The 26,079-nt window shown below is 52.1% G+C and carries 22 protein-coding genes; 3 read left to right on the top strand and 19 right to left on the bottom strand.

Annotation, left to right across the window (positions count from 1 at the left end; all coding sequences use genetic code 11):
• The first annotated feature begins 23 nt into the window (after positions 1–23).
• A complete protein-coding gene (locus AC0YOB_RS05085) occupies positions 24–830 on the top strand; it encodes a phytanoyl-CoA dioxygenase family protein (RefSeq protein WP_475791841.1) in 807 nt (268 codons plus the stop codon).
• A gap of 95 nt (positions 831–925) precedes the next feature.
• Positions 926–1,756 (top strand): helix-turn-helix domain-containing protein, encoded by an 831-nt coding sequence (locus tag AC0YOB_RS05080; protein ID WP_475791840.1) that lies wholly within the window; start codon positions 926–928, stop codon positions 1,754–1,756.
• Between the two features lie 39 nt (positions 1,757–1,795).
• Here AC0YOB_RS05080 and AC0YOB_RS05075 read toward each other — a convergent pair whose 3' ends face one another.
• Genes AC0YOB_RS05075 through AC0YOB_RS05065 form a run of 3 tightly spaced genes read right to left on the bottom strand, consistent with a single transcriptional unit; the run spans position 1,796 to position 4,929 of the window.
• On the bottom strand, positions 1,796–3,094 hold the full coding sequence (locus tag AC0YOB_RS05075; protein ID WP_475791839.1) for an ABC transporter substrate-binding protein: 1,299 nt from the start codon (positions 3,092–3,094) through the stop codon (positions 1,796–1,798).
• Positions 3,095–3,124: 30 nt separating this feature from the next.
• A complete protein-coding gene (locus AC0YOB_RS05070) occupies positions 3,125–4,018 on the bottom strand; it encodes a carbohydrate ABC transporter permease (protein ID WP_475791838.1) in 894 nt (297 codons plus the stop codon).
• Positions 4,015–4,929 carry a carbohydrate ABC transporter permease gene (locus AC0YOB_RS05065; protein ID WP_475791837.1) on the bottom strand — a complete coding sequence of 305 codons (915 nt, stop codon included), beginning with the start codon at positions 4,927–4,929 and terminating at the stop codon, positions 4,015–4,017. The genes AC0YOB_RS05070 and AC0YOB_RS05065 overlap by 4 nt, the downstream gene beginning before the upstream one ends.
• Before the next feature lie 320 nt (positions 4,930–5,249).
• On the opposite strand from AC0YOB_RS05065, the gene AC0YOB_RS05060 reads away from it, so the two are divergent.
• Complete coding sequence (locus AC0YOB_RS05060) at positions 5,250–5,918, top strand: GntR family transcriptional regulator (RefSeq protein ID WP_475791836.1); 669 nt, start codon at positions 5,250–5,252, stop codon at positions 5,916–5,918.
• Between the two features lie 93 nt (positions 5,919–6,011).
• Here the strand turns inward: AC0YOB_RS05060 and AC0YOB_RS05055 are convergent, their stop codons facing one another.
• From AC0YOB_RS05055 to AC0YOB_RS04980, 16 genes are all read right to left on the bottom strand, one after another.
• Positions 6,012–6,989, bottom strand: coding sequence for a U32 family peptidase (locus AC0YOB_RS05055; RefSeq protein WP_475791835.1), 978 nt, complete (start codon positions 6,987–6,989; stop codon positions 6,012–6,014).
• A 21-nt stretch (positions 6,990–7,010) separates the two neighbouring features.
• Entirely contained in the window at positions 7,011–9,179 is a 2,169-nt protein-coding gene (locus AC0YOB_RS05050) for a dihydroxy-acid dehydratase domain-containing protein (RefSeq protein WP_475791834.1), read from the bottom strand.
• A gap of 8 nt (positions 9,180–9,187) precedes the next feature.
• On the bottom strand, positions 9,188–9,904 hold the full coding sequence (locus tag AC0YOB_RS05045) for a FadR/GntR family transcriptional regulator (protein ID WP_475766904.1): 717 nt from the start codon (positions 9,902–9,904) through the stop codon (positions 9,188–9,190).
• A gap of 166 nt (positions 9,905–10,070) precedes the next feature.
• Entirely contained in the window at positions 10,071–11,159 is a 1,089-nt protein-coding gene (locus AC0YOB_RS05040; protein ID WP_475791833.1) for a fatty acid desaturase family protein, read from the bottom strand.
• A gap of 26 nt (positions 11,160–11,185) precedes the next feature.
• Positions 11,186–12,088, bottom strand: a complete 903-nt coding sequence (locus AC0YOB_RS05035) for a sugar phosphate isomerase/epimerase family protein (protein ID WP_475791832.1) — start codon at positions 12,086–12,088, stop codon at positions 11,186–11,188.
• 36 nt (positions 12,089–12,124) lie between these two features.
• The gene (locus AC0YOB_RS05030; RefSeq protein ID WP_475791831.1) at positions 12,125–13,216 is read right to left on the bottom strand and encodes a Gfo/Idh/MocA family protein; all 1,092 of its coding nucleotides are present in this window, start codon (positions 13,214–13,216) and stop codon (positions 12,125–12,127) included.
• 27 nt (positions 13,217–13,243) lie between these two features.
• Positions 13,244–14,227, bottom strand: a complete 984-nt coding sequence (locus tag AC0YOB_RS05025) for an aldose epimerase family protein (RefSeq protein ID WP_475791830.1) — start codon at positions 14,225–14,227, stop codon at positions 13,244–13,246.
• A 27-nt stretch (positions 14,228–14,254) separates the two neighbouring features.
• The gene (locus tag AC0YOB_RS05020) at positions 14,255–14,578 is read right to left on the bottom strand and encodes a MocE family 2Fe-2S type ferredoxin (RefSeq protein WP_475791829.1); all 324 of its coding nucleotides are present in this window, start codon (positions 14,576–14,578) and stop codon (positions 14,255–14,257) included.
• A gap of 75 nt (positions 14,579–14,653) precedes the next feature.
• On the bottom strand, positions 14,654–15,673 hold the full coding sequence (locus tag AC0YOB_RS05015; RefSeq protein ID WP_475791828.1) for a LacI family DNA-binding transcriptional regulator: 1,020 nt from the start codon (positions 15,671–15,673) through the stop codon (positions 14,654–14,656).
• Between the two features lie 218 nt (positions 15,674–15,891).
• Positions 15,892–16,965, bottom strand: coding sequence for a glycoside hydrolase family 88/105 protein (locus AC0YOB_RS05010; RefSeq protein ID WP_475791827.1), 1,074 nt, complete (start codon positions 16,963–16,965; stop codon positions 15,892–15,894).
• Positions 16,966–17,012: 47 nt separating this feature from the next.
• A complete protein-coding gene (locus AC0YOB_RS05005) occupies positions 17,013–18,185 on the bottom strand; it encodes an oligogalacturonate lyase family protein (protein ID WP_475791826.1) in 1,173 nt (390 codons plus the stop codon).
• Positions 18,186–18,229: 44 nt separating this feature from the next.
• Entirely contained in the window at positions 18,230–19,804 is a 1,575-nt protein-coding gene (locus tag AC0YOB_RS05000; protein WP_475791825.1) for an extracellular solute-binding protein, read from the bottom strand.
• Between the two features lie 48 nt (positions 19,805–19,852).
• Positions 19,853–20,728, bottom strand: a complete 876-nt coding sequence (locus AC0YOB_RS04995) for a carbohydrate ABC transporter permease (RefSeq protein WP_210040269.1) — start codon at positions 20,726–20,728, stop codon at positions 19,853–19,855.
• A gap of 17 nt (positions 20,729–20,745) precedes the next feature.
• Positions 20,746–21,693: an ABC transporter permease gene (locus AC0YOB_RS04990; RefSeq protein WP_475792303.1), complete on the bottom strand. Its 948-nt coding sequence runs from the start codon at positions 21,691–21,693 to the stop codon at positions 20,746–20,748.
• A gap of 184 nt (positions 21,694–21,877) precedes the next feature.
• The gene (locus AC0YOB_RS04985; RefSeq protein ID WP_475791824.1) at positions 21,878–24,175 is read right to left on the bottom strand and encodes a helix-turn-helix domain-containing protein; all 2,298 of its coding nucleotides are present in this window, start codon (positions 24,173–24,175) and stop codon (positions 21,878–21,880) included.
• A gap of 468 nt (positions 24,176–24,643) precedes the next feature.
• Entirely contained in the window at positions 24,644–25,636 is a 993-nt protein-coding gene (locus tag AC0YOB_RS04980; protein ID WP_475791823.1) for a D-2-hydroxyacid dehydrogenase, read from the bottom strand.
• Positions 25,637–26,079 lie beyond the last annotated feature (443 nt).

The raw sequence follows: 26,079 nt of genomic DNA, 5'->3' as shown, positions 1-26,079 counted from the left end.
ATAAATTTGGGGAGGAATTATTGATGGAACTGCACGGTCTGACAGTGGAACAAAAGCTGAGCTGGGAGCGGGACGGTTATTTGGTGCTTGAAGACTTCCTGGCTCCTGATGAGGTATCCTTTCATAACCAGCGGCTTGATCATGCATTCGAAGTCTGGGAATCCAGAGGAGGGCACAACCCCGCCTCCGGTCAATTGAATCACGTCCAGCAGGTATGCGGGATCATTGAGTATGATGACGCGTTTCTTGAACTGATGGAGCATCCCCGGATGATGTCGATCATGAGAGACCTTCTTGGCCATTCATTTGTCATGATCGATAACGACGGCTTGATCAAGCCGCCGCAAAAGGAAAGCCACACCGGTTGGCACCGGGATACCGGAAATCTTCTTTATATAAATGAGAAAAAGGTTCCCTTCATGGCGAAAGTGTTTTATTTTCTGTCAGACGTAAAATATGATGGCGGATGCCTCGCTTTTCTTCCTGGCAGTGTCCATATGCCAAACGAAATCCTGCCCAAAGTGGCAAAGCAGGAAGACATGCCCGGACATGTCCGGATGAGTGTCAAACGGGGTACAGCTGTCATTTTCAACGGTTACACGTACCATTCCGCGCTGAATAATTTCACAGAGGAGACCAGACGGTCGGTCATCTACAACTATGCGCCGTCGTTTCTGCGCACTTGGCCCGGATATGAGCCGTCTGATACGCTTAAGACCAAAGCCCATACGAACCTGCGAAAAATGCTGCTCGGCATGCTCCCGTGGACTGACGATCCCCAGGCTTTCCAGGAACCTGCAGCTGCACCTGCGGAAACAGGGAAATACTAACAGCTAACAGATGCCTTCAGGATTTATTCCTGTGGGCATTTGTGTTTTCATATGTTACATTTGCATGAATACGACTCTTATAAAGGATGCTGATCATGAAGTTTGAATGGCTTTCCACACCGAGCCCTTTTGCCAGGTCCACTCTCTACTATCCGATAATCGGGGGATTTGATCCTAATTCCCAAGACTTTTTCTTCGAGCGCGATTATTATCCGGCTTACGAAATATTACTGATTACACAAGGCAAGGGCTCGTTCCGTCACGGGGAAGCCTGGATCGGTCTCGGCGAAGGGGACTGTTTGCTGCATGATATGCGTCATCCCCATGCCTACCGCGCAGATCCGGCCGCTCCCTATCAAATGCGGTATCTTGTGTTTGACGGTTTGGACCTTGAATCGTTATGGACCCGGTTATTCCATGGTCCGATATTACTGATTTCATCACAGCCCGTCGACTGCCCGATTGATCTGACACTCCGGACCATTATCGACGGGATGCAGGATAACGATCCGCAGAACGAATGGAAGCAGTCCGCCTTGATTTATCAGCTGCTGATGCATTGTGCCCGCTTTTCAAATTACGACCGCTCGGTTTTTCAGAAACCGGACAACGTGGAACAGGCCAGACGGTACATCGACTTGCATTATTTGACTATCGCCAGCATGAAGGAAGCAGCTGAAGCAGCCAACCTTAGTTTATATCATTTTATCAGGCAGTTTAAAAAATATTACGGGTATACGCCCAAGGAATACGTTTTGCTGAAACAGATCAATCATGCCAAGCGGCTTCTTATGCAGACCGACGCATCCGTGGGCGAAGTGTCGGAACAAACCGGCTTTGAGAGCTATAATGCGTTTTTACATGCTTTTCAAAAATCGGAGCAGAGCTCGCCGTCGATGTTCCGCAAAAATTGGAAAAGGACCTGAAGATCCCGGTAAATCCCCGGCTCCTTCAGGTCCTGTTCATTACTTTTTCGAAATGATCTCGTTGACCTGCTCATCCAGCTGCTTCAATCCTTCTTCCACTGACAATTTGTTGTTGAATATCTGGTCCGTGATCGGGGATATCGCTTTATCCTGGGCTTCGCGCCAGTTGAGATGATAAATGTCTCCGATCATGCCGTAATTCATCCAGTCGAAACGGGCCTTCTCATAGCCTCCTGGTGCCCATTGCGGAAGTTCCGCGTTCTCCAGTGAGGGCTTGTGCACCGGAATCCAGGACTGCTGCCTGGCGAGAGTTTCCTGGTTTTCAGTCATTGTCCATTTGATAAACTCCCAGGCTTCTTCCGGATGCTTCGATTTTTCTGTCATGGCATAACCGCCTACCCAGTAAGGAACCACACGATTGCCATCCCACTTCGGAATCGGGGCCATATCAAAGTGAAGGTCCTTCGCCTCCTTCAGCGAGCCCAAATCCCAGTCTCCTCCGACATACATGGCAATTTTGCCCGTCAGGAAATCTCCTCCCAGAGCGCTCGCCTTCGCCGCATCCGGAGCAACGCCGTATTTAAAAATCAGATCCTGCAAGAACTGCAGCGCATTTCTCGTCTGCGGCGTGTTAAACGTCAATTTTTCCGGATCATGAATATTGTCCGTCAAGGCACCGCCCTGCTCCTGGCTGAGCGCCATCCATCCCCACCAGGCTCCTAAAGAATTGGTCGTACCGAATTGAACGGTTTTGTCGCCATCCTTGACGGTCAGCTTCTCCGCCGCATTCAGGAAATCCGTCCACTCCCAGTCCGCGGTCGGATATGGTACACTGCCCTTATCGAACAAATCTTTATTGTAATACAAGACCAGCGTCTGGTAGTTTTCCGGGGCAACATACATGCTGCTGCCGTCGAATTGAAAAGGCTTGAAGAGTTCCGCATCATAATCCTCCATGTTTAAATCCCGGTCAAAATAGGGCTGGAGGTTTTTCATGAGTCCCTTTTTATACCAGGCATAAGCGGGAACATCCCAGTAAAACAGGTCAACCGGCGAGTTGGAGGCCAGCGTCATTTCGATTTTCTTAAACGTTTCGTCCCATGGAAGAAGCGTCATATTGACGTGAATATTCGGATGAGAATCGTTAAACCGCTTGATTTTATCCTTTTCTTCTTCATCCAGTGCGGGTCCATTCGACCAGCGGATAAAATTCAGTTCGACTTTTTCCTTCGCCCCGTCCGAGGCGCCATTGTCCGTTCCTCCACCGGAACAGCCGTACAGGACAAACATAATCATGACCATAACCGAGACGAAAGCCACCCTGCTTTTTCGCTTCATACCCAATCCCTCTTTTCGCCAATTAGTGAACTACCCTTTGACACCCGTAAATACCATACCTTTCACAAAAACCTTCTGGCTCAGGAAGTACAGCACCACGCATGGGGTAATCGCATACAATGTCGCCGCCATCAATAGATGAAGATCCGGCGAAGAGCGGGCCGAGCCCTGAAAGTAGGATAGCCCGAGGGCAAGCGTCCTTTTATTTTCATCTGTCAAATAAATCAGAGGCCCCATGAAGTCGTTCCAGGTCCCCATGAACGTAAAAACAGCGACCGTTACCAGCACCGGCTTGCTCAGGGGAACCATGATTCTCAGCCAGATCCCGTAAGCGCTGCACCCGTCAATGCGCGCCGAATCCTCCAGCTCGAAGGGAATACCCATATAAAACTGCCGCATCATAAAGATGAAGAATGCACTGCCGAACCAGGCAGGTACGATCAAAGGCAGAAACGTGTCAATCCAGCCCAGGCTGTTGAAAAACAGATACAAAGGCACCATTGTAACTGCGCCGGGCAGCATCATGGTTGAGAGCAGCACAATGAAGATCAGGTTTCGCCCCGGCGCGGTCAGCCGCGAGAAGCCATAGGCGGAAAAGGAACAGGACAGAAGCGTCCCGAGGAGGACGAAAACAACGATGATGACGGAATTAAGCGTATACAATGGAAAAGGAAACGTGGTCAGGGCATCCTTATAATTGTGCCACTGTATGGGGGACGGAATCCATTTGGGCGGAAAGATATACACATCCGTTTTGAGCTTGAGCGAGGTGGAGATCATCCATGCGAACGGCACCAGAATAATCAGCGACCCAAGGCTCAGCAGCAAGTAGCTGAAGGCGTTCCGCCATTTTTCCGACTGCCGCCTGGAGATCATTCTACGAGCAGGGACGCCGGCAGCAGTCTTGTTCGTTAACGTCTTCATTTGCCCGACCTCCTGTTTCCTTCGTAAAAGACCCACATCGAGGATGATTTAAACACAAGCAAAGTGAAAACCAGAATGATGAGGAAGAGCACCCACGCAAGCGCGGAGGCATACCCCATTTGCAAATAATCGAATGCGTTCCGGTACAGGTAAAGCACGCTGAACAGCGTGGCATTATTCGGTCCTCCCGCGGTCATGATGAAGCCTTCGGTGAACACCTGAAGCGCGCCAATGATCCCTGTAATCAGATTGAAGAAAATGACAGGCGACAGCATCGGGATCGTAATATGAAAAAATTGTTTCCGCTTGTTTGCGCCGTCGATCTCAGCCGCTTCGTATAAATCCGTTGGAATACCCTGCAAGCCTGCCAGATATATCAGCATGCTCCCTCCAACTCCCCAAAGACTCATGATAATGATAGGCGGGAGCGCCCACTGCTCCTCAATGAACCACTTCGGTCCGTCAATGCCCACAAAACCGAGAACCCAGTTTGCCAATCCGAAGTCGGGGTTAAAGATCCATTTCCATAACAACGCCACAGCGACGCCGGACATGACCGCGGGCAAATAAAAGATCGTCCGGAAGATGAAAATTCCACGCAGGTTGCGGTTCAGCAATATCGCCAGGAATAAAGCAATAATGAGTCCTGAAGGCACACTTACAATCGAGTAGATCAACGTCACCTTGAGCGACTGCCAAAAAAGCGGATCCTGAAGCAGCTCCTTGTAATTGTCCAACCCGATCCACGCCGGAGATCCCAATATGTCATATTCCGTAAAACTGAAATAAGCGGATGCTGCAATCGGCCCAATCATAAAAATCAGAAGGCCGAGAATGGCCGGACTCATAAATACATAACAGTCTAACGCTTCTCTGCGTGTACGGGTCATCCATTTGCGCTGAGATCTCATATTTCGCCACTCACCTCCAAAATTGTATACGCTTCCATTTGTGAATGTCATAAAGATGTCGTTAAATGGTGACCAGATAACCTGATCCTTCACCCTTCATCACGGCGTCCTCCACTATTCAATCCCAATTCCGGCCAGATGGTCCGCTGTCGATGGCTTTTTGGTCCAATAAACACCTGCCTATGGTAGAATTTTCACAAAGTATACGATGGATTTGTAATATTGTCAACAATCTTATTGGTAACTGTATTTTTGACATGAAGGAGCTCCATATCTTATGATGAATGCATTAAAGACGAGGAAGGGAGAGATTTAATGGAATGAAGCCATTCAGCTTTAAAGAGCAGAAACCCGCTTCTCTTCGGCATCGGATTACCGATGATATCCGCGATGCCATTCTGAACGGGCAATTAAAACCGGGTGACCGGCTGCGGGAAATTACGATTTCCAAAGAAATGGGCGTAAGCCGCGGACCGATCCGGGAAGCAATACGTACGCTGGAACAAGAGGGCCTGCTCCTCTCCTCCCCTTATAAAGAAACGGTAGTTGCCGAATTCTCCAAAGCCGAGGTTATCGAGGTTCTTATTCCCATCCGGCTCAGTATTGAATTATTTGCGATCCGTTCTGGACTGTCCCTGATGAATGGGGATGATTTTCAGCGCTTGTCCGAATTTGTCGAGGGGATGAAGGAAGGTATCCTGAAGAAGGATTTACCCCGAATTGTAGAGTATGATATCGCCTTCCATGAATATATCATTCAGGCTTCCAATGCCAGCAACTTAATGAATATCTGGTCAAGCATCGTTAACCGGATCCGACTGCATTTCTTTATGCAGGGAACCATGTATGCCGATCAGAAGCAGATTTATGAAGAGCATGTTGTTCTTCTGCAGGCCATGAAGGCCAAGGACGTGGAGCAGGTCTGCCAACTGATGAAGAAACATATTTATGATGAAAATGTTTGCATACTGCAGCCGGATGAAAAATAGGCAATCTTTCAAGCCTTTGATTATGAGAAGGCGCAACCAAAATTAAGCTGGCGCCGATTGAGTTCCGGCGCCAGCTTGTTATCCAGGGCTTTTTCAATTATCCACTAATGCCTGTTCTCCACCATATATCATAGTGTTGTCCTGAGGAATTGGAACACCCAGACCGGCAGCGCCCAATTCGGATGTTTTCAATTCAGGGGCATACCGCTTCAGGAGCTCAAGCCCCAAATAAGCGCGTCTTACCCGCTCCCTGCTTAGCGAGATGTTAACCGGTTCCAGATGGGATCCGCTGGGGTAGACATCGGGATGATTGCGCAAACCGAACTTGATATAGATCGGGGACAGAATCCTGATCAGTTCGGGGATTTCGTAATGACGGATAAATCCGCCCAGACCATCCGGTACTTCCACATAAACATCCAACGGGATGTCGATGGCCGGCCGGACAGAGGCAAGCTTGGGCAAGGTTAATCCGGTAGGCACATTATACGTATCCGCTCCGAGATCCTGCATAAGCTTGATGGAGACCGGGTTAGCCGCCATCATCTGGACAGAGACCTTCACGACAAAGCCGGGATCCAGCATGGATCTCTTTTTCATTTCGCCGGTCAATAGGAGCAAGCCCTCATCCGCAACCAGCGCCCCCCTTACACCAAGCCGGTTCGCCCTTTGCAGGTCTTCCATCGCGTATACGAGCTGATCCACGCCTTCATGCCGGAGCGCGATCACCTTACCGGCAGGAGTCAGCGGCTGCGCGCTGATATCCCAAGTTCCCCGCGGACCTACGAATAGACTCAATTCAACCCCTCGCGAGGCGCATAGATTCACCATCTCGGTAATCTCTTCATCCGTGAGCAGCATAATTCCGCTTCCCTGTGAGACGCGGTGTATCGTTATGCCATAACGGTCTGCTTCTTGAAACACGGCCTTCAGCGACTCCGGACCTTCCACACTGGGAATCTCTACCCGATATTGGGCCCCATCAGGAAATCGCTTTTCTGAATCCGGCAGATCATAAGCTTCCCGGTCCAGGAAGCCCAGTTCTCTTAACAATGCTCTCGACTTCTCCATACTCATCGGCTCCTCCCCATTTTACGCTTCCCTCACCCAATCCCGGTCCGCTTCCAGAGCAATTCCCATGGGAACCACCCCTCGGGACGCATCTGTGCAGTCCCGCATGCGGTTAGAAGCGGCAACAAGCTTCTGTCTTCCCCGCATCCGGAGCAATCTCTCCTCTCCAAGATCACTGCGCCCGCTTCGTATATCGCCTTTATAGCCTTCGATCAAGCCTAGTTCAAATGCCTTCTGATCCAACAGATCGATCCTGCGCGCACGGAATTGCAGATGAAGCAGGTCGCCATGCTGAAGATACAGCAGACCTCCGCCATGAAAGGCTTCCGGAGTCATGTGACCCACAGCGGCGCCGAAGGTTACCCCGGAATACCGCCCGTCGCTGATTAATGTGGCCAGCCGCTTCAGCTTCCGATGTCCGTTGATGTACTGCATCGGTGTGAACATCTCCGGCATCCCGAACGCTTCCGGCCCTTGTCCTGCGATGATTACCGCAAGCCGCATCCACTCCCGGTCGATCATCAAGTCAAAGAGCTCCGGATATGCGATGTCTTCCAATTCCTTCACGCTGCATTCGGATGAGTTATAGATGGCCATACGCTTCATATGTTCCGCCGGAAATACTCTGTTTGCCTTCAGCTCCTGCATGAAATCCACGTCAAGGAGCTTCCGGTTCGCTTCTTCCTCGTTCTCGAAATAGAGAACGAATGCGGCTTTATCGTCGAAGTGGTTCAGTTGAGTGGTGGTCATTCCGCTTACCTTAACCACTGCATTATTAAAGAAATTCCCCCTAAGCACGTCTACGCCGCTGAACGAGCGCTTCGGCGAGCTGAGGATGATCGGATTATCCATGACGCCGTCTGCACTTAAACCGGTTGTATCCGATAACCGTTCCCGCCAGGTCTGCCCGGTTACGGTCGGGGCATCCAGATCCATCGGGACACCATTGCGGGTAAGCTCGTAGATCAGCGTCTCCATGCCGCGGATTTGTCCCGAGCAGCACTGCTGGGCCAGCGCATAGATATCCCGTCCCTCCGTCAGGCTGTAATCAAACAGATCGGGTATTTCACATTCTCGTGCAATCGCTTCCAAATGGTCAAGTGTAAAATTGTAGCCGGCATATACCATCGCACCGATGATATGCATCATGAGGTTGGAGGAGCCGCCTGATGAGCTGTGAATGCGGATGGCATTTGCGATGTTGGCCGCCAGCAGTTCGCTTACGCCGCATTCCTGCCTGTGCATGATGGCAAACAGCCCTTCAACCGCCTGCTCCACCTGATGCAATGCCGGGGGTTCTGTCAGAAGCTCCACGGCAGGGTGAACCAGACCCAGTCCTGCCGTAATGTCGCGCGAGCTGTTGCCCGTTCCATGAAACGCACAGATGCCGCCTTTGGCGTCGCAAGTACTGATGGCGAGACGCTTCTCAAAATCCTTGTGCTCCGCATCAGTCAGCAAACCATACTCCACCGCACGCTCCAGAACACCCTGAAATGTAGTGTTGGAAGAGCACTGGAGAATATAACTGACCGCATCCCGGATATCTGCCGCGATATCGGGGTGACCGGCGGATTCGGCCTTCGCGGCAAGCTCTGCAAGGCCTGCCTTAACGTCGTCGGGTATCGTCCCCCCCTTCAATACATGAGATGGGCTAAAGGTCGCAAACACATGATGTTCACCCCGGTAACGGCGAAGCCGGTCCAGCAGAGCCAGACCGCTCAGCACGCCAAGCGGCTGTTTGTCGCAGCCTTGAATGACGAACGCGGCATGATAAGAATGCGCTTCCATTTGATTGACTACGACTTCGGCTATAACATTACGGCTCTGCAGCGAATAGGACATGCCCATATTGTTCTGCGCAGTCCCGTCGCAAAGTACAGGAGTACTGAAATAAAAAGGAATGCCCCCTTTATTCCAGATGGTCATTGCGGCTTTATAAACGGTTTCGTGGTCCAGTATGTGGGCGGGATGGTCGGAGGATCCGCCTATGATGGCAATGCGGGGAGCATTGTGTTCCAGACGGTCATAAATCCTGTCGAGGCTCCAGTCCGGAACCGCCGCTCCATAATCGGAGCCCAAGCCTTTCTTGGCACGATCCAACAAGCCTGCCACGGTAATGGGCTCGTTGGCCTTCCCCTGCACATTGCCGCGGTAAGGATTAACCGGATTTGGAATTGCGATCATCGTCATCGTTTCCCTCACTCCTTCGATCTGCCGTTTGCTTTCGGTGATTCCTTGACCCGCTGCAAGTCTTCCCTCACGTCCCTGAGATGAAGCTTCATCGTATCTCTGGCAAGCGCGGGATTGCGCTGCTCGATCGCCAGGGCGATCAGCATATGAAAATGCGAAGCCCGCTGCGCGCTTCCCGGAATCCGCATCGTTTGTCTGCGGCTTTCCAGCATCAGATCAGAGATGCCCTGCATCACGCTTTGCATCACTTCGTTGGAGCTGGCCTCTGCAATATGCGCATGAAAGGCTAAGTCAGCTGTAAAATAATCCTCTCCATTGGCCAGGTTTTCGATCATCATTGCCGCTGCGGCTTTGATGTTGACGATCTGCCCCGGTGATCCGCGTTCCGCTGCCAGCGCAGCGAGTTCCGGTTCCAACAATTCACGAAACTCCAGCAATGACGCCAGACTGCCATCCAGCAAATTCCCGATGTCCGGCGAATCATCTCTGCGCCAATGCGAGGGGCTCCTGACAAACATCCCCCTCCCTTGCTCGATGAGAAGATAACCCCTGTTCTCCAGGATGCGCAATGCTTCGCGTATTGTCGATACGCCAGCACCGTACTCCCCGGCAAGTGAGGACAATGACGGCAGCTTATGCCCCGGCTTCCATTCCTCTCCCTCAATCCTTTGCTCCAGATTGGACAAAATGGCTGCGCTAAGCGGTTTTTTTGAAATGATCCTCACCCACTCATCTGATAGGTTAATATACTCATCGTATCACTTTATCCAGTGGAGAACAACCAGATATTTCCTCCCTGCTCTATAAAAAAAACCCGGCGCCGCGCAGCGGTACCGGATTTCCTCTATCATGAAACGGTTCACAATCCGGGTGATCCGATCTTTCTGCCGATCAGTTCACGATATGCTTCTCAACGGAATCCGGACCGTACCTGTAGGGACGCGCCGTGACCGGCAGAGGCTTCTCGACTGTAAAAGCGGGATCGTGTTTTTGCTTTCTCAGGGCAGCGGTCACTTCCTTTAATGCAGCGAAGAGACCCGGCCGGGCAGCCGGACAATCGCCCTTCATCTCTTCATGCAGCCTATGAAGCGCATGATACGGAACCATCGGGAACATATGGTGCTCGATGTGGTAATTCATGTTCCAGTACAGAAACCGCAGGACCGGATTCATATAGATGGTGCGGGTGTTAAGCCGGTGATCCAGTACATCTTCATGGAGGCCCAAATGCTGGGTGACGCCGAACAGAATAACGACAACTCCGCCGTAAAAGGAAGGCAGAAAGACGAACATGGCCGGCAGGATAGTGCCAAAATAAATACAAGCGGCGATAACCAACAAAATAATCAGCAAATAAATGCGGGCTTCGCGGTACGTTTTCCGGCGCTCCGTCTGAGGAATATATTCCTGCTCCGCAGAATCCAGCCTGCCGAAGCAGTGCATGATGAACCGCTTGATCTCGATCGGACCGCCGTAGAGGTGGAAGATCTGCATGAGCAGTATTCGCCATACCGGCGGACGTTCCGTAATGATCTCCGGGTCGCGGCCGACAATAATGGTGTCCGTATGATGGCGGGAATGGCTCCAGCGCCAGGGCGTCGCCGATCTTAATACCATGAACGAAGCGATTTGATAGACCGCCTCGTTCATCCACATGGTCTTGAACGCGGTGCCGTGTCCGCATTCATGCCATCTGGAGTCGCCCGGAGTGGCGTATAGAATCCCATAAGCGAGAAAAGCCGGAACGGCCCACCAGCTCCCCCAGGACAGATACGCGATATATCCGACAAGAATCAAGAGACCGAACCAAATCAGCGTATCGCGGATGGCCGGACCGTCCCTCCGCTTCATCAGCTCCTTCATCCGCTGGCGGGGAATGGGGCTCACATACCATTCCGCGGTCGCAAGTCCCCTCTCCTGCGCCCGCTGATTCTCTGGACCGCTAATACTGTAATCCCTTTTTGCGCGGGCTTCTGCCATGATTACAATTCCTCCTTCGCCTGCTGTTAGCCGCCAACAGCCTTTAACTTCCCGTCAAGAAACCGTTTGGCACGGGGGATGTCAGTCTCATCCAGATGCTCAATAATAATCGGAATATTCGGGTGAAGCCTGGATAAGCGCCGCAGATACAAGTCGTAATTCAGGATGCCAAGCCCGGGCGCTGGCAGTTCGACGGCACCTGCTCCACGGAACGTGTGCGACTCGCTGGCATCGATCGCGGCATGCTTCTCCGATTTATCCTGCGCGGGCATGCAGTCCTTGGCGTGGGCGATTTTGATTTTATCCCCGAGAATATTGAAGATCCGGTCGATCTCCTCGTCGACGCGGCCAATATTCGTATCTGTGAAATAGTTCGTCGGGTCCATCAGCAAGCCAAGGCCGGGATGGGATACATCCGCAAATAACCGGGTCAATTGATCCACGGAACCGATGACATTGTTGACATAATTTTCTACGAGAAACATCGAGCCGTGATCGTATGCGAACTTCGCCAGGTCCTCCAACTGTCTGCATACCTCCTCGTACGCTTCCTCGGTGCCGTTCTTTGGATCCCATACCCAGTCGCTCTCGGGGTTGAACGTGCCGGTTTCGCTAATCACATAAGGGGAGCCGAGATCGCGTGCGAACTCCAGAAGCTTCTTCAAATTGAAGATATTATCCGCCCGTTTGACCGGATCCGGGTGAATGATATTCGTGTAGCCGGAGATACAGACGATAGGCAGATTGGCATCCCGGAACGCATCCCGAATCCGATGGGCTTGCTCCCGGTTCAGCGTTCCCGGCGTTACGTCCATGTCCTTGAACGACAGATCAAGCTGGACGCAGGACATGCCGTCCTTCTGGATTCGGGCAATGCTCTCCGCCAGCGAATAAGGATAATAACCGTTAAAAATACCTACTGATATCATGGACGATTCCTCCTTGGAATTGGGTTTTCAAACAAATCAGGAAAGCGCTTCCGAAAATGTGACCGTACGCCCTTCGGCAATCGACTTGTAGCAGGCTTCAACCAGTGCCATCGTCCGCAGATTGTCCCTGCCGCCTATTTCCGGCTCCGAATCCGTCTCGACGGCGCGGAGCAGCTGTGCCATCGTCCCTTGGAATGCATCGGGAAACCATACGCCCTCCCATGTTGGCCGGAACCATTCGTTCGGCGACTGCTTGGTGGTGAACTCCATTGTGCTCTGCGTTCTCTTGGGATAATCCGGCCAGCCGATCGTACCTTGAGCCATGCCCTCCAGCCCTTCGACCCTCCATTTGATATAGATATCCTTCTCGGCTCCTTCACCAGGCCAAGCCCATGTGTCGTCAAGGCTTGTCGCCATCAGCTCGCTGCCATACTGGAATGAGTATTGAGAAATGCCGTCGATGTGCTTGAACTTTATCCGGGGATCCCGCCTTGTAACGGCTGTAATCTTCTCCGGGTCGCCGAATAGATAGCGAAAGGCATCGATATGGTGTATGCCCATATTAAGAATACCGATGGTATCATATTGGCTGAGGAAATCCTGCCAATGCGGAATCGCCCGCATTTCAATCGTCGCCAGAACAGGTTCGCCCAGGTAGCCGCGCTTAAGTACCGTCTTCAAAGCGCGAATCGACTGGTCGTATCTCATATTGGAATTCACCCCGAGCTTGATCCCGGCTTCCCCGCAGAGCTTCACGATCTCCCGCGCCTCTCCGATATTCATCGCGAGCGGCTTCTGGCATAAAATCCCTCTGATGTGAGGGTACTTGACCGCATACCGCACGATTTCCAGCTGACGGTCCGGCGGAACCGCGATATCCAGTATCTCCACCCGGTTGTCCTGGATCAGTTCTTCCCAGGTCCGGTACACATGAGGAATTCCTCTAAGCTCCGCAGCCGCCTTGGCATTCTCAAACGTTCTCGAGCTTATTGCAAAAGGGTGAAAGCCCGCATCGCGGTAAGCCACAAGATGGCAATCCCGCATGATAAAGCCGGAGCCGATGCAGCCAATCCGATAACCCTTTCGCTCAGGCATTTCCGGTTCGACATTCAGATTCAAATCGATCATTCCCACGATTCCTCCTACTGATTGATTTTAAACGGAATCAACCCAAATGCTGGCCGACAGCTTGATGACTTCCCCCGGCTCGATTCCTCGCGCTCCCGTCCGCTCCTCTCCATAGGGCAGGTTAAACGCGTCCGTCAGGCATGTGTAGGGTTCTATGGAGTAAGCTGCGCCCCAGTCAGGACGGAACAGGACAACATACGGAAAACCTTCGTCTATCCGGAAAGCGATGGAATAACCCTGCTCCCCGATTCCGATCCGGCATGTCCGCTCCCCTTCGCTTAAGGCGATTAATGAACAGGCGAGCGGCGGAATCTGTGCGAGCGCGGCTCCCTCATTCAGCGCAGCGGCGAATGGCGTCACGGAAGGCAGTCCCGTTACGAAAGCCTGATTCGTTACCGGCCATTCCTCCTTGGCGGGAACGTTCAGGGTCAGGCGTTCACCCGCATCGAAGGGGATGTTGAAATAGGGATGAAGTCCGAATGCGAAGGGAGCCGCTTCCTTCCCTTCGTTCACGATCGTGCCGTGAAAATGCAGCCTGCCTTCATAAAGGCGGTACTTGACAGTGAAGACGAGCTCATGCGGAAAGTACGCCAACAAATCCGGATGGTCCGCATATCGAAACCGGCTGATCAGATAAGCCCCTTCCTCCTGCGAGGCCCCGATCCCGACAACCTCCCACGCTCTTGAGCATAGCTCCCCATGGAGATGATGATCGGGAGGTTCGTTGATCGGCAGACGGTAGCTTCTGCCCCGGAAACGATATGTTCCATTCTTGATCCGGTTGGGCGGGAACAGAATCGGCGTACCGTATTTGAAGCTCGCCAAAGGCTCGCTTTTCAAGGCGGGCAGGCTGTCCGGAGACATCATAATCTGGCGGCCGTCACATTCGAAGCGGTAGAGATTATTGCCCGCCTCCGGTATGATTTCTACGGTTGAACGGCTTTGGGAATCGCTTAATTCATAAATCTGCAGGCCCATTTTTTCCAACGGTTTTGCTGAATACGTTTTCATTTCATGGCGCTCCACCTTTGCATGAAGTTAACTGCGTATCTGTATCCAAACCTTGCCGTCCTCGATCTTCACGGGGTAGGTGCGCAAATCAACGCAGACGGGAGCGCGCTTGGCCTGGCCCGTGGGAATATCGAATTTGCCGTTATGCTTCGGGCATTCGATGATTTGGCCGATGACGAGCCCGTTTGATAAATGAATTTGCTCGTGGGTGCAAAATCCGTCGGTCGCGTAGTAATCTCCCTTATCCGTACGATAAATCGCATACGTTCCCTCTCCATGGTCAAACCGGATGACGTCCTCAACCTCAATGTCGTTATCCGCGCATGCTTCAATCCAATTCTGCAGGCTCATCGTATTGGCTCCTTCTACTAAGTTGAAATGATGCTTTTTCTTTCCGTGCCCGGGCACGATTTGAGGTAAAAAAAATCACATACTCTCCGGGATAATAATATGTGTCTCTGTAAAATAGTATTCCTGCTCCGGAGGCTTGCCCAGGAAGCGGTGATCGAACAGAATTCGCAGCGCCCGGTAGCCCTGCATGGATGGATTCTGAACGATGGTAAAGTCGATGATGCCTTCCCTCATGCCCCGCTCCGTTTCCGGCAGCAGATCATTGCATACGACTCTCACCTTCCCCTCCCTTTTATGGCGTTTTATGGCATCTATACATGCGCCGACATCGCCGGTTGCCATATAAATTCCTGCAATCCCGGGTTCCTGCACGAAAGCCTGGTCGATCTGGGAAAAGGTAAGCTCGTATTGATCGAACCCTTCCGCTACTCGCACGATGTCGATGCCGCTCTTCTCCAGGTTGTTCTCAAAGCCCTCCACCCTGGAACGGTGAGCGTGGAAATTCAAGCTGCCGGTGACGACGAGAACCTTGGAATCCGCTTTCAAAACCCTGCTCATCAGACCCGCTGCTATCCGTCCGCTTCTGGAAAGATCCTGGCCGACAAAGCAAATTCGCCTTGAATGCTCCACGTCCGAATTGAACGTGACGACCGGTACTCCCTGGCTGGCCGCGCGATCGATGCTGGCTCTGGTAAGATCGTCATCCATCGCCGCAAACAAAATGCCGTCCGCCCCCATGTCTACCAGCTTGTCGATGGCGGAAGCGCCCTCTTCATGCTTGCGGTTGTCCACATATTCGTATTCCAGACGAATTCCCAAATCCTTCAATTCCTCGGCTGCTTGCTGAATTCCACGTCTGACTTCGTCAAAAAAGCTGATCTCCCGCGGCGGCATCACCACCCCGAATAAAATGGGCTTCTTGCTGTAAGCCAATGCTTTCGCGGCCACGTTCGGCGAATAATCCATCTCCTTGGCAATCGCCAGTATTCTCTCTCTTACGTCCGGCTTGACGCCTGCACGTCCGTTGAGCACCCGGTCTACCGTGCCCCTCGAAACTCCGGCCTTGTCGGCGATATGCCTGATCGTGATTGTCATTGTTTCTCTCCTTGGTTGTCTTCGTGCCCGCGCACATTTCCAATTATGAGGGAGACCCGGAAGGATTTCAAGCATTTTTTTCGTTCGCCGTTATTTCCTGCCCCGGCGCTGCCAATCGAGACCATACGTACTAAAGCAGACTGTATTCTATCGGCAGGGATAATAAAAGAAGAAGTCCGGGCGCATTCAAGGCGCAATCGGACTTCTTCGATTCGTGTTCAGCCGCGTTCAACGATGAGACCGTTGTCCTCCGTTTCCTTCCATTCATACGTCAGCAGCGAGGCAAGGAATACAAGCGCCAATCCCTGTCCCCAGCCTTGAACTCTTCGGCGGGGCACCTCTTTATAGCCGTCGGCGTTATTCATCACAGCTGTTCCCGCAGAAACATCCGCAACAGAACCGTTTTCCGTAATGCTGCCGAGAATGCCCGCAATCGACTTTTGAATATAGGTATTGTAGAGAGGGCTGCCAATTGCTTCGTTATAGCGCACCAGCGCAGCCGCTATTCCGGACGAACCAGACACCTCGGAGTAGGAGCTCTCATCCTGCAGAACCGTATGCCACAAGCCTTCGTCCGACTGCAGCCGGACAAGCGTGCTTAACTGGTCGCGAAGCGAGTCGTATATTCTCATATAGGACGGATGGGTGACTTCCACCTCCTTCAAAGCCATAGCCATCGTATAGGCCGCCCAGCTGTTGCCTCTCGCCCAGAAGACAGCCGACATATTGCTTTTGGCAAGATGATCCCAGCCGTGATAATACAAATTCGTATCGGCATCCTGCAGAAAGTCCTCATGTCCGTGATACTGCAGCAGGCCATCCTCCATATAATCGCTGCTCTTCAGCAGCGCTCCCATCCGCACCAGAAAATAACCGGCCATAAACATCGTATCCACCCAGGCTTGCTCCGGAAAGCTGTAATTCTGGGATACCGTATGCTGAAAAATGCCGCCCGCAAAACGCGGTGCTTCCGTCCGCAAATATTCCGCCATGCTGATTGCAGCATTCAAATATTTCTCCTGCTTCGTTTCTTTATACAAGTGAATCAATGTATGCCCGATGGAGACGGCATTCACCGTTAATCTCGGGATGCCTTCCTCCAGCTGCTCATCCGTCCAGCGTACCAGGGACTCCAGATAACGCTGCTGCCCGGTGGCCTCATGAGCCCTGGATACCCCATACAATGCAACTCCTGCAGGCCAATCCCATGTGAAATCCATACGGAACACACGCTCCGTCACCCGGTTAATCGCCTCTTTAACCGCTATCTCGTTGAGCTGCAGCTTTGGCAAACTCCAAACCTCCCTTTCGAAACCCGGTCATAAGCTTTCCCGGTTAATCAGACTATTTTTGGAAATCTGTAATTTTCGGGCAGCACAAGCTCTGGCAGCTGCGTGATATCCTCGGGAATATCCGCCAGATAGAGATTGCCGTAACCGTTCTTGTCGCTTGTGTACAGAAGCTTGTTGCCGTCAGGCGTAAACAAAGGATGCGCATGAACCTTCTGCACATGGAAGCTGCAGCGGTGATCGAGCAGGACGCGCGGCCCGGCGAAGCTGTCTCCCTCCCTCTGCCACAGGCACATGGAAGTGACCGTATCCCGGCTGTCGACAACGATGCGGGAGAAATCGCTGGAGTACGAGTGCCAGGTCGTAAACGGGAATTCCACTTCTTCCAGTCCTGTATTGTCCGGTCGGATTCTGCCGAAGAAATTAACGCCGCTTTCCCGCATGCCGTGGTAGCCTACATATTCTCCTCCAGCCAGCCAGTATTCATGGCCCACCATCTCCATCGGCTCGGTCCGGCTGCGGATTTTCCATTTCCGGCCCGTATCCAGATCCAGACCCCAGATCCGGTGATCGACGATATTCCAGGGGCCTTCATGGCAGAAGGTCAGCAGATTCGATGCGGTCGGGGAAGCGTTGATATGGCCGATGAAGCACTCATCCTCGAACACCGTCTCCACTTCTCCGGTTTGCAGCGATATGCGAAGAATGCGGCTCAGCGGGCGTGCCCGCATAACCTCTTCGAACCCGACATAGCCGTTCTTCAAATCCGACTCCACCCTGGAGGATATATCTTCGCCCAGCGCCAGCAGCAGGTGGCCGCCGTCCGCCGTACAATTGAAGCTGCCGATATTGAAGCCATCCGGCTTTTCATATAAGGTCCGCTGCTCCAATGTCTCCAGATCAAGGGCAACCAGGGAATGGTTATGGTGAAAATAGACCTCGCTTCCTTGCGGATGAAGACAAGCGCTCAGGTAGGAAGGTCCTTTCCCCAGATCGGTCAGCTGGAGAATTTGGCCGGTTTGCAAGTCGATGCTGAACAGGTTCGAGGTATTGTCCCGGTCAGACCGGAAGACCAGATTTCTTCCCTCGTTATACCACCCCTTCTCCGTAAAGTAGAGATGATAGCTGTGGCCCATATAATTCGTTAATTGGCAGATGTTCACGCCTGTCGTCCGGTCCTTGGCGAAGGACCATTCCGGCGCCCATATTTTACCTTTGCCCATATTCGTCAACCTCCTGTAATTGTAATCGGGATCATATCTTCTCCTTATTTCTGCTGGCTGGCGGCATAGGCTTCGTTCATTTCCTTCACGTACTCATCCCCGCCGCTCTTCCTCCATAAATCCATATCGGCTTGAAATCCCGCTTCGTCGATTTTGCCGACGATAAACTTGATTCTGGCATCGGCCGCGATCGTATCCAATTGTGCGCCCTTCTCCGTGTAGGTTGCCGAGTATAACGGCTCGCCGGGATTCGGCACGACGATGTCCAGGTTCGCTTCCTGCACCTCCTGCACTTTGCCGCGCAGCGGGGTAGCCGGTTTAAAGGCGGTTGTGAGCACATCCGGAACTCCGATCAACAATTGGTTAAAGCTCTTGATATTGATATCAGCGGGCTGCGGGTCTGTATTCAGCAGGATCGGAATCATTTTGCCGTCCTCTACCTTGTAATGCTTGCCTTCAATGCCGTATGAAATCAGAATCTGCATATCCTTGTCTTCGATTTTGTCGAAGAAGCCCAGCACCTTTTTCAGATCCGCTTCGGTCTTCACGGATGACTTGGATATAAGGAACACGCCGCCGTATCCGGTTGTCGGGAGGTTGTGTAGCCCTGTCGGTCCGCTCACGGCCCCGAACAGATCAATCGAGGCGGTCGTGTCGGGCTTAGCCGTCTTCATTGCTTCTTCGATTTGATAGGAGCGGTCGGCAACGTCAACGGCAACCCCGGCCTGGTCATTAATGATCGGGTCGTTCCACTTGGCGGAATCATAGACGGCAAAATCGGGATTGACCAGCTTCTCGTCATACAGCTTCTTGAAAAATTTAAGCGCTTCCATATACTCCGGCGTAAGTTCCGCTTTTACCAGCTTGCCGTCCCCGCCCACGCCCCATTGATTCGGAACGCCGAACCAGGTCTGCATAATATCCCACGGTCCCGCATATTTCGTGACGACCATGCCATACGTATCGTTCTTGCCGTCCTTATCCGGATCGTTGTTCGTGAAGGCCTTCAGCATGTTATAAAAGTCGTCTATCGTCTTTGGTTCCGTAAGCCCCACATTGTCGAGCCAATCCTTGCGGTAGGATACGCCCAGTCTGCCGAGCGCCCTGGAGGTATATAAGCCGTAAACCTTGCCCTCAGTGGAAATATTGTTGAGAATGGTCGGATTCATTTGACTGAGATTCGGATAATCCTCCAGGTAGGGGCCAACCTCCCAGAAGGCGCCTGATTTGATCGCGTTCGCTATGCTCGAAATTTTCACGTTGGGAGCGAACATTACCATCGGCATCGAACCCGAGGCCAGCGTAATATTCATCTTGTCCAGATAGCCGGCATCCGGCGTGAATGAAATAGACAGCTTGGTATTGGTATATTCCTCCGTCTGCTTCCAGATGGTACTCTGCGATGTAATCATGTCGTTATTAAAGCTTCTCATCATTACGCTTATGGGAAACGGAGCTTCTTCATTTGCCTGCGTTCCGCCCGCCGCCTGGTCCCCATCAGGCGTACCCGCCGTGTTGGCGGTCTTCCCCGAGCTGCATCCTGCCGCGGATACAGCAAGCGCCAGCACCAGGCTTGCGAGAACAATAAATGATCGTTTGGACTTCATCTTTTTTATCATTTTCATCGTTCCTCCCTTTATTATGGATCAAGCAGCTGCTGAGCCCTTCTAACCTTTCACGGCGCCAATCAGCACCCCTTTGGCAAAATGCTTCTGCAAAAACGGATATACCAGCAGAATGGGCAGGGTGCCCACGACAATGACCGCCATTTTGATCGATTGATCCGGTGGTTTGACGTAGTTCGGATCCATCGTCGAGATATCAAGCGCTCCGGAGGAAACAAGAATGATTTGCCGGAGCAGCACCTGAATCGGCCACATTTTCGGATCGTTCAGATAGAGCAGCGCATTGAAGAAATCATTCCAGTTCGTCACCGCGTAGAAAAGCGCGAACGTGGCGATTACCGGCTTGGATAACGGCAGCACAATGCGCCATAGAATGCCGATATCGGAGCAGCCGTCTATTTTTCCGGAATCAATCAGCTCTCCCGGAATCTCCTGAAAGAACGATTTCACAATAATCAGGTTAAAGGCGCTGATCGCAGCGGGCAGCAGCACGGCAAAATATGAATTCAAGAGACCCAGGCTCTTCACGACCAGAAAGGTTGGAATAATTCCGCCGCTGAATACCAGGGTGAAGATGATCATATTCATGAATACGGTTCTCCCCAGCATATCCCGGCGGGACAGCGCATAGGCCATCGTAAAAGTAAAAAAGAGATTGATCAGCGTACCCGTAACCGTGACGAATACCGATACAAGCAGGCTTCTGGGGAAGGTAGCGTCGTGAAAGACATACTTGTACGCATCAAACGAAATGGTCTCCGGGATGATGAAGAAAGCCCTCTTGATCATATCCGCTTCGGTTGCAAACGATCCCGCCGCGATGTACATAATCGGTATGATCATTACTGCCGCAATAACCGCAAGCAGCGCATAGTTGGCGGCATCGAATATTTTCCCGCCTATCGTGTTGTTTCTCATGATCCTCTCTCCCCCGATCAGTAGATGCCCGGATGGCCTGCCCGTTTGGCAAGATAATTAGACAGCAGGACAAGCATGATCCCGATCGCCGCTTTGAACAATCCGGCAGCCGTACTGTAGCTGAACGCGCCCTGCGTGATCCCGACCGTATAGACATACGTATCGAATACATTCGCGACCTCCCGGTTCAGCGCGTTGCCCATCAGCAGAACCTGCTCAAAGCCGCGGTCCAAAAAGTTCCCTGTGCGCAGGATCAGCAGCACAACAATCGTTCCCCGGATGGCGGGAAGCGTAATATGCCATAATTGGCGGAGTCTGCCTGCGCCATCCACGATGGAAGCCTCATACTGCTCCTGGTCGACTCCCGCAAGTGCGGCAAGAAATATAATCGTTCCCCAGCCGGCTTCTTTCCAAATCGTCTGGCCGATGATCATCGGACGAAACCAGGCTTCGCTCGTAAGAAAGTCAAAACGGTGACCCAGCAATTTGAAAAGCAGCTCGTTAATGACGCCTCCCTCCGTCGTCAGGAGGAGAAAAGAAATGCTGGCCACGATCACCATGGAAATAAAGTGGGGAACATAGATAAGCGTTTGAATGAACCGCTTGTAGCCGGAGATGCGGATTTCGTTCAACATCAAGGCCAGAACCAGCGGAGCAGGGAAGAAGAAAATCATGTCGTAGAGGCCAAGCAGGAATGTATTGCGCATTAAATTCAGAAAAATCGGGTCCTGTATAAACTGCCTGAAGTTGTCCAGTCCTACCCATTCGCTCTTGAAAAACCCGAGAAACGGCAGGTAATTCTTGAAGGCGACCAAGAGCCCCCACATCGGCAAATACTTGAATACGATAAAATAGATAAGTCCCGGCAGTACAAGCAGCAGCAGCCATTTATCCTTCTTCACCCGTGAAAGCAAGCGCCGCCGGTTTTTATGGGGATCGTCGGCTCTTTGGATCATGCTCCCCATGGGTTCGATACGCCCACTCATTGTTATCACTCCTTCGCATCTTATTTTGGGATCGCTCTGCCTTCGGTTTCACCATACGCACTGGCCGTTTTTCCCGCAACCGTACTTTTTTGATCAGGTCATTACAGGCCGGAACAGCCCGATAGGATTATTTTTCCGGACTTTGCCTTTCTTGCAAACGCCATTATATTTCCCTGCTGGACTCCCGGTACTGGCCGGGTGTTATGCCCTGCTGCTTCTTGAAGATGCGGTTAAAATAACTCTGCTGGTATCCCACGCCCTCGGCGACGTCGTTGATTTTCAGCTGCGTATCCCTCAGGAGCTCTCTGGCCTTGTCCATGCGCAGCTCCGTCAAATAATCGATGAAATTTTTGCCGGACACCTGTTTGAAAATCTTGCTTAGCGTGACCGGATTCGTCCCGATGTGCTCGGCGCAGCTGTCAAGCGAGATATCATTCATATAATGGTTCTGCAAATAAATCATGCCTGCCTCGACCATTTTCTTTACATGCACATCCGCTCTGGCTTCGAATTCGCGCACAAAGGTTTGCACCACGTTAAATTTGAACCAGTTGAACATTTTTTGCGGCTCGCGGATTTGCGACAGCTGCTCGTACATATTGACCGACTTGAAGATACGGCCCGGACTCATCCCCGCTTGGCGAATCGCATGCTGTATGCTGCCCAGCAGCTGCAGCATTCCCTGCTGCACTTCGATCTCATTCGAGCCTGTCAGTATAAGCGCGTCCATAAAGGCGGTAATGAACTCCTCCGCTTCCTCCCGCTTGCCTGTCCGGATCGCCTGGATAATTTCCCGTTCCAGCACAAAAGGATAACGGAGCTCGCCCGAATCCTCCCAGACATTCTGTGATTTTAAATCGATGAGTTGATTCTGGCTTCCGAATCTCCGGTAGCCCGAGGCCTGCTTCGCCTCTTCAAAAAGGGAAGGAATTGCAATAATCGAGTTGGAGGATTGTCCGATGGTGATGCAAACATGCAGTTTCAAAAGCTGATTAACCGCCTGCGTCAGTTCTTCGCTGAAAGCGCTGACCGCGTTATGGAAGGGCTGCTCATCCGGCAGCATCATGATCAAGCCGATCGTTAAGTCGTGAAAATTAATGACATCCGCCTGCTCCAGCATATTGGTTGCCACCTCAGCCGTAATATTGGCGGCCGCGAAGGTAACCAGACCTTCATCCCCTTGCGTGAACCGGTCCTCCAGATTCTCGAAGCCTGTCAATTGAATATGCAGCACGAGGAATTGGCGTCCATCTGTCGCCCAGCCGTAACTGCGCATCCTCTCCCGTATGTCCTCTTCGGAGTAGGAGTACAGAAACCCCTGGAGCAGCTGCAGCAGAAAACCCTCCTTCACGTGGGGCAGCTGCTGCGCAAGCTTATGCTGAAGCGTCGTGCTCTCCCGGGTCAGATGCTGCCACTGCTTTTCAATCATCAGAAACTCGTCCCGGTGCTCCAGCATTTCGCCGGCAAGCGGCTTGCCGCCTGTCAACAAATGAACCAGCCGGTTCACGGGAGAATATATTTTTCTGGAGGCCAGCCAGGACAGCAATGCCGCAAGAAGCAGCGAGGCCATGCTCAAGGAAATAATAAATTTGGAAATCAGCACAACCGGCTTGGTAATTACGCCGATCGGCGCTGCCGAAACGTATTTCCAGTTGACGCCGATTCTTGAGAAGGTTCCATACGATACGGTATAGGTATTGTGATTCCAGCTGTAGAGAAACGAACCTGCCTCGCTGTCCTGCAGGAATACCTGCTTTTTCAAAGCTTCATCGAAGGCGGTGGAATCGACAGTGCTCGAGTTGGAAATCAAGGTGCTCCCGTTTTCCTCCATCATGAAGGTGTCGCCGTCATTATACGGCGTTAACGTTTTCAAGAGGCCTGCCGCCTTGTCCTGATCCAGACGGACCATGATAAAGCCGATCGGATGCAGATCATAGCCCGGTATTTTATGAATGAGGGCCAGATCGGAGGTGCCGGGATTGTCCGGACTCGCCGCCTCCATCGACCAGAAGACCTGGTTTCCTTCCGTCAGCAGCGCATTATAGCTCTGCGCCAGCGGCTCATCGCGCATTACATCATATTCAGGCGTGAATCTTACCGGCTGATCCTTGTTAATATATAGCTCCACCTGCCTCGCCAGGGGGTTCGAGCCCTGCATAATCTGAAGCGTCTTGGTAATATCCCGGGCCACTTGAAAATCCCGGATAAAGTCAACATTTTTAATGCTGTTGGAGAACTTGGGATCGAAGGCCCAATGCGCCAGCGATAATTCCAAATACGAGAATTGATCGTCCATATTGGAGGCTCTTTGCCTGATCTGATTGGCATGCAGCTTCAACAGCTCGGTCTCCATCCGTCCGCCGGCCAGCCAATAAATAATTCCCCCGATAATGAGACCCGGTATGCTGGAAATAATCAGGATCAGGATCAAGCTTTTGCGATAATGCCTGCTCTTTAACAATTCATCTCACCTCCGGCTAAAATGACGGCATGATTTTCAGACGGATACATGTTGCGGGAACAGATTTACAGTAAGCGTTTACATTTATTCGCTTGACAAGCATCTAATCACCCTTTTTTGCAGCTTTATCCGGAGCCTCCTTTCTTCTCGCAGGCTGTCAGTCGCGTTTGTTAACTTCCAGTATGTAATGCAGCGCTTTTTCCTGCAAGTGGACTTTTTTGAAAACTCGCATTATCTTGTCCATTCCATCGCTGCGGGTTGATTCAGCGGGCATTCGGCCCCTTGGGAATACCGCCGCACCCAAGTTCCTGAATAGCGGTATCAAATAGTGAACATAAAAAGGCGCCCCCTTCAGCATGGGGAGCGCCTCCATCTTATTGCACCATTCTTCACAGAAATCCGGGCATACCGGTCAACTAAGTTCGCCGTCAAGGACAGCGGTAGCCGTTTCTTCTTGCCAAGGTTCAATCAGATTGTTGCAGGTGTGTAGACATCCGTTGGTTTCAATGCATTAAGCATGGGCGCTCCTCTGCGATACCGCCTTACGTTCTCGCAGATAATATCCAGTGACCGTCCAGTGCGGTCAGGAACCTGCGGCGTAGTATGAGGTGTAATAAGCGTACGCGGGGCATCCCACAAGGGGCTATCGGCCGGGAGCGGTTCCTGCGCAAAGGTATCCAGCCCGGCTCCGCCCAGCTTGCCGGCATTCAGGGCAGCAATCAGGGCAGCTTCGTCGACCACCGCTCCGCGGGCCATATTGATGAGGTATGATCCAGGCTTCATCAAAGCAAGCTCCCGCTCGCCGATGAGATGATGTGTGGCGTTCGTAAGCGGCAGGGCGAGCACAACAAAATCGCACTCCGGCAGCATATCCTCCAATCTCCCGCCCTGCTCCTGGCAGAACAGACGATCAACTCCCGGCGGAAGCTCGCCCGGGCTTCGGCGATAACCGAGGACCTCCATGCCCATCGCCTTCGCCCGGATGGCCAGTTCCGTGCCGGTATGACCCATGCCGACAATTCCGGTTACCCTGCCATACAATCCCCGCAGCTGATCCTGGCCCGGAATCCCCCATCGGCGGGCCCGCTGCGCATCCAGGAAATCCGGATACCGGTAAGCCAGTGCCAGCATGAAGAAGAGAGCATGCTCCGCCAATGCCGGCGCAGACCGTCCAGCAGAGCTGGTCACCAGGAGACCGCGCTCAAACAATTCGGGCCAGGCGCATTTGTTCAAGCCCGCATGATCGCAATGAATCCATTTCAGTTGCGGCGCATTCAAAAACCGCTCATCCAGATCGCCGCTCAGAACGGCCGCGTCCGCCCGTTCCAGGGCCGCTTCGATTCCTGAAGAATCGTCCGGACGAAGCCGGATGATTTCGGCTGGCGCGAATGCTTGGCAGAGTCTGTCCCAATGCTCATTCTCATACGGCACGGTTGTCAGGACAACATGAATAGGATTCATTTTTTCCCTCCATTAGTGAAAATTTATTTTCAGCCTCTTTATATACTATACTGGCTCCGCTATCTGGCATCATATAGTCATTTTATGATTTCGCCCGTCTCGTGCTGATTATATTACACGCCGGAAAGTATAAAATTTGGCCAATAATTGCCGCCGGCAGGTCATTGCGGGGCATATATTCCCTGCAATACAGGACATTTACCCGCTTCACCTCGCCTATCCTGGACCGTTTATGACCTTTCATCCCTGAAACCTGTTTATTTTGACAATGTCACAGGAAGTCCATTGAATGCCGAAGGGTTAAACCAATATGCTTATTATGCGGACTTGATCTACGACCAATAAAACGAATCAAGGAGGGATCCCGCCTGCTTTTGGACGATCGCAGGAACAAATGTCAGGAAATGATTCTTCGCATGATGGTGCAGCGGACCAAGAGTTTA

Source organism: Paenibacillus sp. JT31N17 (assembly GCF_056269255.1).
Note: the sequence above shows the minus strand (reverse complement) of the source record. Positions and strands in the feature narration are given on the sequence as shown.